Annotated in this window: 13 protein-coding genes and 1 pseudogene; 6 read left to right on the top strand and 8 right to left on the bottom strand. The window is 35.0% G+C overall.

Annotation, left to right across the window (positions count from 1 at the left end; all coding sequences use genetic code 11):
• Positions 1-279: 279 nt before the first annotated feature.
• Entirely contained in the window at positions 280-621 is a 342-nt protein-coding gene (locus tag FNJ88_RS07410; protein ID WP_143852571.1) for a hypothetical protein, read from the top strand.
• 15 nt (positions 622-636) lie between these two features.
• Here FNJ88_RS07410 and FNJ88_RS07405 read toward each other — a convergent pair whose 3' ends face one another.
• The 3 genes from FNJ88_RS07405 to FNJ88_RS07395 all read right to left on the bottom strand — a co-directional run bounded on the left by FNJ88_RS07405 (position 637) and on the right by FNJ88_RS07395 (position 4,504).
• The gene (locus tag FNJ88_RS07405; protein ID WP_143852570.1) at positions 637-3,309 is read right to left on the bottom strand and encodes a hypothetical protein; all 2,673 of its coding nucleotides are present in this window, start codon (positions 3,307-3,309) and stop codon (positions 637-639) included.
• A gap of 60 nt (positions 3,310-3,369) precedes the next feature.
• Positions 3,370-4,161, bottom strand: coding sequence for a DUF2797 domain-containing protein (locus FNJ88_RS07400; RefSeq protein ID WP_143852569.1), 792 nt, complete (start codon positions 4,159-4,161; stop codon positions 3,370-3,372).
• 76 nt (positions 4,162-4,237) lie between these two features.
• A complete protein-coding gene (locus tag FNJ88_RS07395) occupies positions 4,238-4,504 on the bottom strand; it encodes a hypothetical protein (protein ID WP_143852568.1) in 267 nt (88 codons plus the stop codon).
• 68 nt (positions 4,505-4,572) lie between these two features.
• Between FNJ88_RS07395 and FNJ88_RS07390 the strand changes: the two genes are divergently transcribed.
• From FNJ88_RS07390 to FNJ88_RS14625, 5 genes and pseudogenes are all read left to right on the top strand, one after another.
• Positions 4,573-5,601, top strand: a complete 1,029-nt coding sequence (locus FNJ88_RS07390) for a GDP-mannose 4,6-dehydratase (protein ID WP_143852567.1) — start codon at positions 4,573-4,575, stop codon at positions 5,599-5,601.
• A 93-nt stretch (positions 5,602-5,694) separates the two neighbouring features.
• Positions 5,695-5,916, top strand: coding sequence for a DUF2795 domain-containing protein (locus tag FNJ88_RS07385; protein WP_015807225.1), 222 nt, complete (start codon positions 5,695-5,697; stop codon positions 5,914-5,916).
• A gap of 112 nt (positions 5,917-6,028) precedes the next feature.
• Positions 6,029-9,100, top strand: coding sequence for a preprotein translocase subunit SecA (secA, locus tag FNJ88_RS07380; RefSeq protein ID WP_143852566.1), 3,072 nt, complete (start codon positions 6,029-6,031; stop codon positions 9,098-9,100).
• Positions 9,101-9,355: 255 nt separating this feature from the next.
• On the top strand, positions 9,356-10,324 hold the full coding sequence (locus FNJ88_RS07375) for an ROK family protein (RefSeq protein WP_143852565.1): 969 nt from the start codon (positions 9,356-9,358) through the stop codon (positions 10,322-10,324).
• A 128-nt stretch (positions 10,325-10,452) separates the two neighbouring features.
• Positions 10,453-10,594, top strand: a pseudogene (locus FNJ88_RS14625) (IS256 family transposase); the annotation flags it as partial.
• A gap of 394 nt (positions 10,595-10,988) precedes the next feature.
• Here FNJ88_RS14625 and FNJ88_RS07370 read toward each other — a convergent pair.
• The 5 genes from FNJ88_RS07370 to yihA form a co-directional block, all read right to left on the bottom strand.
• Positions 10,989-11,576: a GLPGLI family protein gene (locus tag FNJ88_RS07370; RefSeq protein ID WP_185145787.1), complete on the bottom strand. Its 588-nt coding sequence runs from the start codon at positions 11,574-11,576 to the stop codon at positions 10,989-10,991.
• Between the two features lie 135 nt (positions 11,577-11,711).
• Positions 11,712-11,813, bottom strand: a complete 102-nt coding sequence (locus tag FNJ88_RS14620) for a bacteriocin-like protein (protein WP_410494962.1) — start codon at positions 11,811-11,813, stop codon at positions 11,712-11,714.
• Positions 11,814-12,292: 479 nt separating this feature from the next.
• The gene (locus FNJ88_RS07360; protein WP_143852563.1) at positions 12,293-14,431 is read right to left on the bottom strand and encodes a S46 family peptidase; all 2,139 of its coding nucleotides are present in this window, start codon (positions 14,429-14,431) and stop codon (positions 12,293-12,295) included.
• A 107-nt stretch (positions 14,432-14,538) separates the two neighbouring features.
• Positions 14,539-14,991 carry a GNAT family N-acetyltransferase gene (locus FNJ88_RS07355; RefSeq protein ID WP_143852562.1) on the bottom strand — a complete coding sequence of 151 codons (453 nt, stop codon included), beginning with the start codon at positions 14,989-14,991 and terminating at the stop codon, positions 14,539-14,541.
• A 19-nt stretch (positions 14,992-15,010) separates the two neighbouring features.
• The gene (yihA, locus tag FNJ88_RS07350; protein ID WP_143852561.1) at positions 15,011-15,628 is read right to left on the bottom strand and encodes a ribosome biogenesis GTP-binding protein YihA/YsxC; all 618 of its coding nucleotides are present in this window, start codon (positions 15,626-15,628) and stop codon (positions 15,011-15,013) included.
• Between the last annotated feature and the right edge of the window lie 35 nt (positions 15,629-15,663).

The raw sequence follows: 15,663 nt of genomic DNA, 5'->3' as shown, positions 1-15,663 counted from the left end.
ATATTCTCAACAAAGGTTCTGTCTTTGAAACAGCAAAAACTTTTGTGAGTTGCTTTCAATTCCTGTAGCCGCGTTTTTCTTTATAAAAAATCTCGAAGCAATTCTGATAAATCCGCACTTATCAGATATGAAGTATTCTTTTGATGACCGAAAAGGGTTGTGATGCAGCGACCCATGATTTCCCTTTTTAAAAAAAAGAAATTTCGATAAAAATCCTTTTAAACCACTCAATTTCCTTCATGGTCCTTTTTTTGTTACCACTACAACAAATACAAGATCATGTCAAACCATAATTTAAAGACACTTTCACAAGTGCTGAACATATTAGTTCAACGAGGAATTACCAAAGAAATCTGCATGAACGACCAAAAGCAAATGATTTTGGGGGAAGATGAGAAGACCTATCAACCATCAGATCTATGCATCATAAAGTCTTATCGTTTCGAAGGCGATAGCAACCCTGATGATAATGCAGTACTTTATTTATTAGAAGATAAAGAAGGTCAACTTTCAACAATACTTGATACTTACGGTGGCGAAAGTAATCATACCGGTGAAGAATTTGATAATTTTATACGTGAAATACCTGTGCAAGAGAAACCCGAATGGGACTTCGACTAAAAATAAAATCCGAAATTAATTTTCGGATTTTTTCTTGAAGAGATTATTAAATATGCCTTTCTTTTTTACAACCTCTTTCTTTTCCTGGACTTTCTCTTTTACTTTTTCAACTTTCTCTTTTATTTCAAGTTTAGTTTCCTGCAAATCTTTTTTATTTTGCTCCAAAGCAGATTTTGTATTTTCTACCGTCTTTTTAATGGATTCTTCTGCTTTTGGAGCTTTCTCACCAATTAAGGTTTTCTTTAAACCCTGTTCTATTCCACGCCAGAATAAGTTGAAGAATGATTTTGTATTATCCCGTTCAACATCTTTAACTTCTACGGATTCCGGGTAATTCCCAGAATCTGTCCTGACAAAAATATTGGCAATTGCAGAAAGTATTTTATCCTTTTCCCCCGTCCTTTTTAAAACCGATATTTTCAGGTTTTCATGTTTCATCTTAAGACTTCCATTTAAACCAGCTTTATTCCCTCTAAAATTGAAAATCAAGTCCGAAATTAGACCAGCAGCCCTTATCTTTAAATAAGGTTCAATAAAAAGATTAATTCTGGTAGCTGGTAAATCTGCGATGTTTCCCGAAATTGCAAAGTCATCATTTTTATTTAAAGTATCGAAACTCCACTTCACCTTCATTGGAGATGCAGTCATAAACCGGCACTGAATCGAAATAGGAATTTGAGTTGGTTTCCCTTTCATTTTACCCGAATTCAAGTTTTTTACGTTAAGATTAAAATCACTAAATACCAATTTTCCGGGACCATCACTTTTCTTAGTATCTTCTTCATAAACCAAAAGTGAATTTCTAATGTCTAAATTCTGCACGAACACCGGGAATTTTATCGATCTCAACAATTCAGAATACATTGGTTTTTTCGTAAGATCATCGTTAGGGATCTTACTTCGGAAAATATCCGCACTTACATTATTTAGCGTAACATTCTGAACATCCAAATATTTGTTGTTTGAAACTAAATCCCATTTCCCATTGGCTGTGATCTGATTCACCTTTAGATCATACAAATCTTTTTCTGTAGGAATCATTTTGATAAACTGCGTTCTCGAGACCGTAGGTTTCATAGCAAAGTTCATAATCTGAGCGCTACTTTTATTCAACTTTAAAAGGGAAGCTGATAAATTATAAAATTTGGTTTTATAATTAAAGTTTCTTGTGGTTAAATTATACTGACCAGTTTTAAATGGGATTGCATCTTTAATAGTTTGCTCATCCATTTCAATTTGTTGCATAGATGCGTTCAGATCCTTCAACACTAATGGTTGATTCTTACTGTCGATAACCAAATTGGAATTTTTCAACTCTACCCTTTTAACAGTCAGAGGAAATTGGATCCCGTCAAAAGCAGGTTTCTTATTCTGCGGGGTTTTAGCAGTCAGGACCGTTCCATTTAATTGATTTACCAAAACCTTTTGAACATCCAGTTTCAATTTGTTTTTGATAAATTCCCAGTGGTCCGCCTTGATGTTAACCTGTTTTGCAGTGAGATCTAAACTTGTTTTGTCCGGATAAATAGAAGTTGGCTTCACAGAGATATTCAATAAATCTGCAGATTTAGGTTTTACCGCAATACTGGCAACTTTTACATTCTGACTGGCAGTCACATAATTGATGTTTTTACCTTTTATATCAAAGTTTTCATACTTAAAGGGAATATTTCCTTTTGCAGTTTCATCATTCATGAAAAGCCGTGTAATCTGCATCGTTAAATTTTCCGCGGCAAACAATGGTCTTTGTGCCCCTTTTCGAATGTCTATTTTTGCATTATTAAGAAGTAAGTTTTCCAGACTGACATCGTAGGTAAAGCTTTTCTTCTTTTCATTAGATTTCACATCTGTAGTAAACATTGTAATCCAAGGATTTTCAAATCTAACATTACTCAGCGAAAGCTTCTCTCCTTTTATATTGATATCTTTAAAACTCATCTCAGAAGCTTTCACATCAAAGAGATTACGTTTTTTAGGATAATATTTCAAGAAATTGGTATACGATAAGAGTGGATTCATCGCAAAGTCTTTTATACTCATCTGTCCATCATTGGTCGTGATCGATTCTGCAGTAAAAGCATAGACATTGTCTGGACGGAAATAGAAGTTCTCCGCTTTAAGATCGTATTTATCAAAAACAAACGGTAAATAATCGACCTCGGAGCTTTCAGTAAACTCCAGACCGTTCACGGAAAGATCTAACTCTTTTACAGATAGGTATTTTTGTTTAGTATGTTTAAATATCTGAATATTAGCGTTAGAAATATTTATATTATTAACTTCAACTGGCTTTCGCTTCTTTTTAGTTTTATCATTAGCTGGTTTCGGTAAATTGATATTCAGCGTAGGATTATTAAGTGAAACACGACTAGTTGATATCCTTTTATTAAACAACAAATCATAAATTCCTACTCTTGAAATCCTTAAAGTATCTATAGTTCCCTGCAATCCTAATTTATCCGTATTATCTGGATTTTGATTATTAACAGTAATTCCTGTCGCAAAAATATTTCCAGTCCCAAAATCAACATCCAGTGTTTTGTAGGTGACGATGTAATCAGAATTATTTTTAATGTAATCCGGAAGGTTCCGTTTTAGCCAAAAGTTAACTCCAAAATGAACCACGAGAAAAAGCAGTAGCAAAATCCCAAAAACAACGGAAAAAATCTTAATTTTCTTATTTTTCATTCTTTTAAGACGTATTAATTTTGTGCCAATAATGGTTTAGAACTCCTTTATAACTATAATTTATAATTCCATCTCCACTACATATCCCTCATGTCCTCTAATATTGATAAAATTTCCACCTTCAAATGACAAATACTGTCCCTTGATCCCTTTTAAGACTCCTTCAAATTCAGGATTCTTATCTAAAGTAAAAGAAGTAATCTTTTCAGGTGCTTCGTAAGGAAAGTCTAGTCTAACGATTTCCTCGTCATCCCTATAAAAATTTTTAAAATCCTCTGGAAAATAATTCTTAATCTTCTCCCGGAAATCAGCCAAATCCAAATCATCTTCATAATCATCTTCTAGCATTTTACGCCAATTGGTTTTATCCGCAAGATGTTCCTTCATGGCAACTTCTATCATTCCTGCTTCGTAGCGATTTTCAGTTTTAGCAATACACAAAGCGAAGGTTGCTCCCTGATCAATCCAACGGGTCGGTATTTGAGATTCACGGGTAACACCTACTTTTACGTCTCCTGTGTAAGCTAGGTAAACGACATGCGGTTTTAACTGGATCGACTGTTCTACTTCCAGATCTCGCTCTCCGACTCCTAAGTGTGCAGTAGAAAGTTCTGGCCGGATAATCGATTCACTCGCAAAGGGACTTTCAAAAAAACATTTTTTGCAGAAACCCATACGGTATATCTTCTCATCATTCCCACAACTAACACACTCGTAGCCAACATGTTTCAGCTTAATATTTTTACCGATCAATTGATTCATATTGATCAGGTCGTTGGATAAGTTAAGAAAATACTGAATAGGTTCGGCATTTTGAGTGGTCATTTTCAGGATCTGTCCGGCGAATTTCATGCTAAAATATTTATAGCCAAATATAAAGAAAACATCCTTAAATAGGATGTTTTTTTATGCTGATAATAGTGCAGAACTACTTTTTGTCTTCTTGTAATTTCTCACCATCCAATTGTTCCTGCTTTATCGCATTTTGCTCTTCATCCTGAACTCCTACAGCAGTTTTAACAGTAGCAGAATCATAAGTCAAGTTAGTAGAGTCACTTCTGATTAATGAATCTGATGTTGGCGGATTCAATTTCGTTTTATCGATTACCGTAGTTTCGTTACTTTTATTACACGAGACCGCAATTGTGAAAAAGACTGCAATAAATAACGAATACTTAAAAATCAGTTTTTTCATATGTTTTGATTTATCTTTGCAATACTACGAAATAATTCGGTAGAATTTTATGCTTTAAACCATAGGGAATGAACTACTTAGTCACGGGCGGAAGCGGATTTATCGGGTCCCACTTGATTGAACATCTATTAAAAAATGGACATTCTGTCATTAACATTGACAATTTCGATGATTTTTATAATTATAAAATAAAAATCTCCAATACTTTGGAGTCCATTGGTAAGACACTTGAATTTTCTTTTCATAAAAAAGAAATGGATATTCAGAAACTCATCTTCGAAACATCTTCAAAAAATTATCAGCTTTACTATCAGGACATCAAAGATAAAGAGGGTTTAGGTAAGGTTTTTCAAAAGCATAAAATTGACTTAATCATTCATCTTGCTGCACTTGCAGGTGTAAGACCTTCTATAGAGCGCCCTCTGGAATATGAAGAAGTGAATATTCGTGGGACGATGAATCTTTGGGAATTAGCAAAGGAATTTAAGATTCAAAAATTCATTGCCGCGTCCAGTTCCAGTGTTTACGGTAACAATGAGAAAATTCCTTTTGCAGAAAGTGATCCAGTTGAAAACCCGATCTCTCCTTATGCTGCCACAAAAAAATGTGGAGAAATCATGGGACACGTCTATCACCATTTGTACAATATAGACATGATACATCTGCGATTCTTTACCGTGTATGGGCCACGTCAAAGACCGGATCTAGCAATCCACAAATTCACGAAACTTATCGCAGAGAACAGAGAGATTCCATTTTATGGAGATGGTTCAACAGCTAGGGATTATACGTATATTGACGATATCATTGCTGGAATTCAAAAATCCATTATTTATCTTGAAACTCACCACAAAGTTTATGAAATAATCAATCTGGGTGAAAGTGAAGTGATTACCTTAGATGAGATGGTAGAAACGGTAGAAAATGAGTTGCAGAAAAAATCCACAAAAAAAAACCATCCTATGCAACAGGGCGATGTACAAAAAACAAATGCTGATATCAGCAAAGCAAAATCTTTAATCGGTTATCACCCAACCACCAATTTCCAAAATGGCATAAAAAGGTTTGTGGAATGGTTTTTGAGAAAACGTTCTTGAAAAAATGAAATAATAACAAAGTTTGTTGAAAATCAGAGACAAAAAAATTTTTTATGTCAGCGATTTTTATACTTTTGCAAAAAATAAATTGATATGTATTGGACATTAGAATTAGCTTCTTATCTAAGTGACGCACCTTGGCCTATGACTAAGGCGGAACTTATTGATTATGCAATTAGAACCGGTGCCCCAATGGAAGTGGTAGAAAACCTACAAGCCATTGAAGATGAAGGAGAGATTTACGAATCGATCGAAGAGGTTTGGAGTGATTATCCTACGGATGATGACTTCCTCTGGAACGAGGATGAATATTAATATAAAAGTCGATAGTCGCCATCGGCCATCGACTTTTATATTTTAGAAAAATTCTGAAAATTAAAAATTAAAATGGCTGTAAGCATCATGCGTTAAGCCGAAAGCAAATAATATGGGTTTCATAGATAAAGTTCTTAAAGGGTTCCTAGGTGAGAAAAGCATTACTGATCTCAAGGATGTAAAAAAAGTTGTCAATAAAATTAAAGCAGTAGAACCGCAGATTCACGACCTAACAGATGATGGATTACGTGCGAAAACTGAAGAATTCAAACTGAAGATAAAAGCTGCCACTGCAGAAATTACCTCAGAGATTGAACATACCCAAGAACTGATCAAAAATTCTTCTAATGTTGATGAGAAAGAAACGCTCTTCTCTAAGATTGAAGCTTTGAAAAAAGACTCTTATCAGATTGAGGAAAAAGTCTTAGCCGATATTTTGCCCGAAGCTTTTGCTTTAATCAAAGAAACCTCTCGCAGATTAACAGAAAACGGTGAGATCCGCGTACAGGCAACGGAGCTTGATCGTGAATTGGCTGCAACTAAAGATTTCGTTGAGATTCAGGGAGATTTAGCTATTTGGAAAAACGAATGGGATGCTGCCGGGACACCTATCAAATGGGACATGGTTCATTACGATGTTCAATTTATTGGTGGGGTCGTTTTGCATGGTGGTAAAATCGCAGAGATGGCTACCGGTGAAGGTAAAACTTTGGTAGGAACACTTCCAATATACTTAAATGCTCTTCCCGGAAGAGGAGTGCACGTAGTTACGGTAAATGATTACTTAGCGAAACGTGACTCTGCCTGGATGGGTCCCCTTTATCAGTTTCATGGTTTAACTATTGACTGTATTGATTTACACCAACCTAATTCCGATGCAAGAAGAAAAGCATATAACTCAAGTATTACTTATGGTACCAATAATGAATTTGGTTTCGATTACTTGAGAGATAACATGGTAACATCGCCATCCGAACTTGTTCAGGGTGAATTGAATTTTGCCATCGTCGATGAGGTGGATTCTGTTTTGGTTGATGATGCCAGAACACCTTTGATCATTTCTGGGCCGGTTCCACAAGGAGACCGCCAGGAATTTGATATGCTGAAACCATCTGTAGACCGTATTGTAGAAATTCAGAAAAAAACAGTTTCGGCAATCTTTCATGAAGCGAAAAAGCTGATTACTAACGGAAATACAAAAGAAGGAGGATTCAAACTTTTGCAGGCATACAGGGGTTTACCTAAAAACCGTCAAATGATTAAATTCCTTTCGGAAAGTGGTCACAGAGCACTTCTTCAGAAAGTAGAAGGCCAATATATGCAGGACAACAACCGCGATATGCCGATTGTTGATAAAGATCTATATTTCGTTATCGACGAGAAAAACAATCAAATTGATTTAACCGATAAAGGGGTTGAGTATATGTCTGCTGGCAATGAAGATAAAGATTTCTTCGTTCTAAATGATATCGGAACTGAGATTGCAGAAGTTGAAGCGAAAAATTTAACGAAGGAAGAAGAATTTGAAGCCAAAGAAAAACTTTTCAACGAATTCGCCGTAAAATCTGAAAGAGTTCATACTTTAAATCAATTATTGAAAGCTTATACTTTATTCGAAAAGGATGATGAATATGTAGTAATTGATGGCGAAGTAAAAATCGTAGATGAGCAAACCGGTCGTATCATGGAAGGGAGACGTTATTCTGACGGACTTCACCAAGCGATTGAAGCGAAAGAAAACGTAAAGATTGAAGCTGCCACCCAAACTTTTGCCACGGTTACCCTTCAGAATTATTTCCGAATGTATAACAAACTTGCGGGAATGACTGGTACAGCGGAAACAGAAGCAGGTGAGCTTTGGGAGATCTATAAATTAGATGTAGTAGTTATTCCTACCAATAGACCTATTGTTAGAGATGACAGACAGGATTTGGTGTTTAAAACCAACCGTGAAAAATACAATGCAGTAATTGAAGAAATTGAAAAATTAACAGCAGTTGGCCGACCGGTATTGGTGGGTACGACTTCAGTTGAAATCTCTCAGTTATTGTCTAAAGCTTTACAACTAAGAAAAATTCAGCATAATGTGTTGAATGCTAAACTTCACGCTAGAGAAGCAGAAATCGTAGCAATGGCAGGTGCGCCTGGTGTTGTAACAATTGCAACCAACATGGCGGGTCGTGGAACAGATATTAAATTGCAAGGTGAAGTTAAGAAAAACGGAGGTTTAGCAATCATCGGTACCGAAAGACATGACTCTAGACGTGTCGATAGACAGCTGAGAGGTCGTGCCGGAAGACAGGGAGATCCAGGAAGTTCTCAGTTCTACGTTTCTTTGGAAGATAACTTGATGCGTCTTTTTGGTTCCGAAAGAATTGCAAAAATGATGGACAGAATGGGTCATAAAGAAGGAGAAGTAATTCAACACGGTATGATTTCTAAATCCATTGAAAGAGCGCAGAAAAAAGTAGAGGAAAATAACTTCGGGATTAGAAAAAGATTGCTGGAATATGATGATGTCATGAACAAGCAACGTGATGTGATCTACAAAAGAAGAAAGAATGCCCTATTCGGTGATCACTTGAAATATGATATTTCTAATATGATCTTTGATGTTGCACAGTCTATTGTTTCTAGAGGCAAATTGGAAGGAGACTTTAAAGATTTCGAACATGAAATCATTAAAAACTTTACCATGGAATCACCAGTTACCGAAAGTGAATTCAAATCGAAACAAGTTCCAGAACTTAGCGACATTCTATTCAAAGCAGCAACAGAAGATTACCGAATGAAATTGGATCTTTTGAAAGAAAAATCATTCCCAATTATAGAGAATGTATTCCAAAATCAAGGTTCAATGTTCAAAATGATCCAAGTCCCTTTCACAGATGGGATTAAAACAATGACCATCGTTACTGATCTAAAAGAAGCCTACGAATCAAAATGTGAGACCCTGATTAATGATTTCGAGAAAAATATTTCTTTAGCGATCATCGATGAAAACTGGAAACTTCACCTTCGGGAAATGGATGATTTAAGACGTTCTTCTCAAGGAGCAGTGTACGAACAGAAAGATCCTTTGGTAATTTACAAACAAGAATCGTTTTACTTATTCACCGAAATGGTAGAAAGAGTAAATAAAGAAATTGTATCATTCTTATACAAAGGCGAAATTCCAGCGTAAAAGATAATAATTTATACTATAAAACTTCCTCAACTCAGTTGGGGAAGTTTTTTTTAGGAGACCCAGCAGAAAATCTGTCTTTAAAATTTTTCTGAGTAAAGTTATATGCTCTGTCTTGCAATCTGGAAATCAAAAAAAAAACGATTCGTTATTCTCCTGATGATGACCTTGACCATATCTCCTAGCGAATTTGAAGGTTATCTTTCTTATTTGCTATGATTTTTTTGTAATTTTATTGAATAAATAAGATCCCAAATGTCAATAATCAATCTTTCTAAACAAGTAGCACTGGGTATAGACATCGGTGGGACCAATACAAAATACGGACTCGTTAATCATCGTGGTGAAATTTTAGAGAAAGGAATCCTGAAAACAGAAGACTTTCCGTTAGTAGAAAACTTCATCGAAGCATTGTATCAAAAAATACGCCCTCTACTGGACAAACACTGTTCACAAAAACAATTAGATGGAATAGGTATTGGTGCACCCAATGCAAACTATTATAAGGGTACCATCGAACAGGCAACAAATCTTCATTGGAAAGGAATTGTACCTTTCGCAGAACTGATGAGGGAAAAATTTGGAGTTCCCTGTACCATGACCAATGACGCTAATGCAGCAGCGTTAGGCGAAATGATGTTTGGAGCCGCAAGAGGAATGAAAGACTTTATTATGATTACGCTGGGCACCGGTGTTGGAAGCGGTATTGTAGCCAATGGTCAACTGATCTATGGCCACGACGGATTTGCCGGAGAACTTGGTCATACCGTAGTAAAGCCAGGCGGTAGAAAACATTGGAGTACTGGTTTAGAAGGGACATTAGAATCATACGCCTCTGCTACAGGGATTGCAATTACAGCAAAAAAAATGCGCGCTGAATTTCCGCATTCTGAACTGAACAAGTATCCTGAAGAAACGATAAGCTCCAAAGTAGTTTACCAGTGTGCAGAAAATGGTGATCCAACGGCTATTGAAGTATTTCGGTACACTGGACAAAAATTAGGGGAAGCCCTGGCAAATTTCGTTATGTTTTCTTCGCCAGAAGCCATTTTGCTTTTCGGAGGAGTGATCAAAGCAGGAGATTTTATTTTAAAGCCTACCAAACTCCATATGGAACGGAATCTTCTTGCTATCTTTCGTGACAAAGTCAAGTTGGTTTTTAGTGAACTTAACGAAGCAGACGCTGCTATATTAGGCGCCAGTGCCTTAGTATGGGAAAAATAAAAATCACTTAAAATAAGGTGCTGTCTGGCGGATCTTATAATAACATTTCATTAAGCGGTACGACCAATAAAATTCAATTCTGAAAAGAATCACAGTGAAATAAAAAAACGGACAAAGAAATAATTTGGTCTTTTCCTACTGATGATTCCGTTTTAAAATCCGTTTTCCTTACCTTAAGAGAAGCTACCAAAAATGGACAATGCCCATCAGAGATTGGGGAATTGTACTAATCAGTTTATGCGTATATTTGAACAAAGGCTCAAGTTATAAAAAACTCAAACCTTCAACTTTTCAACTTACACACTTTGCGGGATAGTGTCTTACCTAGCTTTAGATAGTTTGTAAGTCGCTCAGAATTCCTCTATTAATTTGATCTGATTTTAATGAATAAATGAAAAATTTCATCAACCTATCTAAGGTAAGAGACCATAAAGGAATATTTACTGATATTCTAGTTTGTGATCTAATTCAATTGGATCTCCGCTTGCTTTAATTTGCTTTTGTACGTTTTCAGTTAACTGCTTAAAATTCATAGAAATTGGGTTCCCATTAGAATCAGCTACTTGATATTTTATGTTTTTGGTTTTCAGCTCGGCATAAGGATCATTGTAATAATCTAATTGAATCTTTTTAAAAGTTTCCCAATTGATGAGTTTTCCTTTTCTTAAATATAAATATTTTTTTGTTTAGAACTCATCACTTCTACAAGATTGAAAACAAAATTTGATTGTTCATCTGAAATCTTAACGATTAACCCAGGCAACCCATTAAAAATATAGGGCCCGTCTTGTAAGGGTATACTTTCAGAAAACCACGCTACCCAACTTCTGCCTCCATATTTTAAGTATGCTTTTTGACATTCAATTTCTCCTATTCTTTGCTTTTCTGGAGATATTTGCCAATCTAATGTATCACTTATTTTCAAATCATATTTATAATTCATCAGAGGAGTTGTAATGCTTTTTATAATCTCCATTTTAGATAAATTTTTCTTTACGTAAAACTGATTTGCAAAAGTTAGTCCGCTACCGATCCCAAATCCTGTCTTTTCAACTAAAGAATCTGAATATCTATCTTTTTCTGAACGAAAAACAGATTCTTTTCCCATCACATCCAAATAAAAGGGTGTGGTAGAATATTTATTATCATCTGAGTCTCTTTTTTGTGAGAGTTCATACAAGAAAGTAATGTTTTGGGCAACAGTTACTTTGTAGAATACTAATAAACAAAAGATTAAAACTATTTTTTTCATTTCACAATTTAAAAAATAAACAGAATGTGTAATCATCCCGTTTATAAATGTTATAAACTACATACGTTTCATGCATGAACTAGTTATGGCCCCACTATTAATCATATAAACCTCACGAGAGAGAGACCATATCGTTCACAAAGCCATCACCAAGAAAGCATACACTACCGCCATCATATCTCCGGCACCTTTTACTTTTTTCAAATCACCTCTTGTAAGTTTTTTCAAATTTCTCATAATAAAATTATTTTATAATGTTTTTTTGACATTATTTACAATTCAAATATATGCAAGAAACGTTTGTCAAATATAAATTTTTTTTGCATTTCTTTTGCGATTATGCGCAAAAATCCATATTTATACCAAAACTTCTCAATCTGAAAAATACTATAAAGAAGAATTATTAAACAGCGTAAAATATAGCACTTAAGGATATTTAAGGCAAACATAAAAAACGGATCACTTATGAAGAAAAATATACTGAGGAGACTTGTGATGCTTAAATCGAACAGTTAGCCTAAGATCCAACTATAATTTCTTACGAGCAATTAATGGACGTTTTCTTTTTCCTTCACGATCCAACACATTAAAAATAAAAAATAATCACTGGTCGAAAGAGTGTGAAAGATTTTATCGTTTTTGAAAATATACTGTCTTTTACAACTAAAAAGACCGCTGATAATATCAGCGGTCTTCAAAAATTATTCTAAAAAGAACTATTTTACTAAAGTCATTTCACTAATCAAATGACCAGCGTTTCCGTATTTTTCAATAGTCCAAAGAACCATTCTTACGTCTACACTTATTGTTTTCTGTAATTTCTTGTCAAAGATAATGTCACCGCTTAGCGCTTCACTGTTACCATCGAATGCTAAACCTAACAATCTTCCTTCACCATCTAACACTGGAGAACCTGAGTTACCTCCTGTAATGTCATTATTAGATAAGAAATTTACAGGCATAAAACCTTTCTTGTCTTTATACTGTCCGAAATCTTTCTTCTTAACCAAATCCAAGAATCTCTGTGGTAATTCAAACTCTTCATCACCTACTTTATGTTTCGCTACCATACCGTTAATTTCGGTATAATAGTTATCTTTTTGTTTGATTCCAGCGTAATTTCTATCTGATCTCTCTGGCAAGGTCGTTATTGAACCTGTAGTTAATCTCATTGTAGAGTTTGCATCTGGATAGAAAGCGGTATTAGGTTGAGATTTTCTTAAACCATCTAAAAATATTCTGCTGTTTTTTGCAAAAGCTTCATCTATTTTAGCAAATTTATCACCACCTAATTTCTGATCTTCAACAAAACTATTCGCCATCTTAAACAATGGATCTGCGTCTATTTTCAAACGGTCAGGATTGTTTACAAAGTTCATTGCCGATTCTTTCGTAGCAAAAATAGACGAAAATGCAACATTTGATAATGTTTTAGCGTCAGCAGCAAAAAGGGTTTGTGAACCTACATTTTTATTAACTCTCTGTTGGTAAAGATTTACCATTGAGTTTAGCATTTCACCTTCCAGTTTTACATTTAATTTCTCATAAACTCTATCAATTGCAGCTATCACTTTAGGTTTCATTGCTGCTTTACCTGCTTCATCTTGATCAGCATAGCTTTTCAGCAGTGACCCTACCTGATAAGCGATAGAGATGTATTTTGCATTTCTCTGCAATTGAGAGCTGTAGTTTCTTTCTACATTCCGATCTGAAATCTGGGAATAATTAGATTTAATTTCTTGTAAAACAGACCCATACATGGCTTCATTTTCTGGTAAAAGCGCCCAGTTCTGGAAGGTTTGTTCTAATTTCTTTTTATCGGCAATCGTTCCGTTTTTATTTACAGCATCGATAGTTCCTTGTCTATTCTTCCAATAGTTTGCTACGGAAGCATACTGTGAAGCGTAATTAATTTTTGTTGCCTGATCTTTGTCCATGTATTTTTTCATCACATCCATGGCCATTTTAGAAGCTTCTACCCAAGCTGGATAATCCTTGGTTACCATTTGCTCAATTCCAAATGAACTAAGAAATCTGTTTGTTGTTCCAGGGAACCCAACGATCATTGTAAAATCACCAGGCTTATATCCTCTTAATGAAATAGGCAATGCATGTTTTGGTTTCATTGGGACGTTTCCAGGTGCATATTCTGCTGGATTTCCATTAGCATCAGCATACACTCGGAATACTGAAAAATCTACAGTATGTCTCGGCCATTCCCAGTTATCCGTATCGCCACCGTATTTACCTAGCGCATTGGGAGGAGTTCCCACTAATCTCACGTCTTTAAAGTCCTGGTAAACGAAGTAATAAAATTCATTTCCATTATAGAATGATTTTACAACAACGGTATATTTTCCGTTTTCGGAGTTTTCTGTTTGAATTGCTTTAAATTCTGCATCGATGATATTTTTTCTTTCATCACCAGACATATTATTATTAAGCTTATCGTTGATTCTTTTTGAAACATCGTCCATTCTCACCATAAATCTAACCGAAAGTCCTTTTGCAGGAAGTTCTTCTGATCTTTTCATTGCCCAGAAACCATTGGTCAAATGGTCTTTTTCAGGTGTTGAAAGAGCTGCGATATTTCCGTATCCACAGTGGTGGTTGGTAAATAATAATCCTTCTTTAGAAACCATTTCTGCAGTACATCCACCACCGAACTGTACAATAGCATCTTTAAGACTTGAGTTATTCACTGAGTAAATTTCTTCAGCAGTTAATTTTAACCCGTGTTTCTGAAGATCGACTCCATTCAGTCTTTTGATCATTGTCAAAAGCCACATCCCCTCATCTGCTTTTAATTGCAGAAAACTCAACATAAATGTGAGCAATAAAAAAATTCTTTTCATTTAATAATTTATTTAAGTCGCTAATTTAAGAAATTCCTTTTACTTGTAGGATATAAACAAAAATGGACGAGAATAAATCTCATCCATTAACTATCTTTTTAGTAGAATTAAAATTTCTTCATTTCGGTATGCGGAATATTATCCTCCAAATAGCTTTTGGCAGTTGACCTAAATCCCAAATCGGTATAGAATGCAATCAGGTAATCCTGAGCAGAAATTGTGATTTCGGAAGTCCGAAATTGGGAAGATATAATCTGTATCGCAAAATTCATTAACCGCTTACCTAATTTATTTTTACGGAATTTCAGGGGTGTTAAAACCCGGCCAATAGAAGCCTCTTTATACTTTATTCCCGGTTTGAAAATTCTACAATACGCAACTATTTCCTGATCTAATTCTCCCCAAAGATGGAGCGCATTCGGATCATCACCATCAACTTCATTATATGGACAGTTTTGTTCCACTACGAATACATCAATTCTCGCCTGTAGTATTTGGTGAAGTTCAAATGCAGTAAGCTCCGCAAAGGATTTGATTTTCCAAACAATGGTGCTACTCATAATCTTTCAACTTCGCTGTTTAAAACTTAACGTGATTGTGCATTAAGAATTCATTGGTTTTCGTAATAAAATCAAGAATTTCCTTACCACCTGTTTTCTTCTCGGCAGATGTGACATAGATTTCTGGTAAATCTTCCCAAGTTTTTAAAAGTTCAGCTTTATAATTTTCAACATTTGAAATTAATACATTTGGCTTCAATTTGTCTGCTTTCGTAAATACAATCGAAAAAGGAATTCCATTTTCACCGCACCACTCTATAAATTCTATATCTATCGCTTGCGGAGTATGTCGTGAATCAATCAGAACAAATAAATTAACCAAATTTTTCCGATTAAGAATGTAATTGGTTATGATCTTCTCAAAATCCTTACGCATGCTTTTTGAGACTCTGGCATAACCATATCCCGGTAAATCTGTTAAAGACCAACTCCCATTAATTAAAAAATTATTAATTAATTGAGTCTTTCCCGGAGTTCCGGAGGTTTTTGCCAAATACTTATGATTCATAAGAGCGTTAATCAATGATGATTTCCCTACATTGGATCTTCCTATAAATGCATATTCCGGCATCGTAGGTTCTGGACAGTCTTGCCATCGATCACTACTTTTTACGAATTCTGCCGTTTTGATAACCATAATCTTTCTTTTTCAATTGTAATTAAATAAAAAAT

It is taken from the genome of Chryseobacterium sp. SNU WT5 (assembly GCF_007362475.1).
Taxonomy (GTDB): Bacteria; Bacteroidota; Bacteroidia; order Flavobacteriales; family Weeksellaceae; genus Kaistella.
The sequence above is the reverse complement of the archived record's forward strand: the minus strand, read 5'-3'. Positions and strand labels throughout refer to the sequence as shown.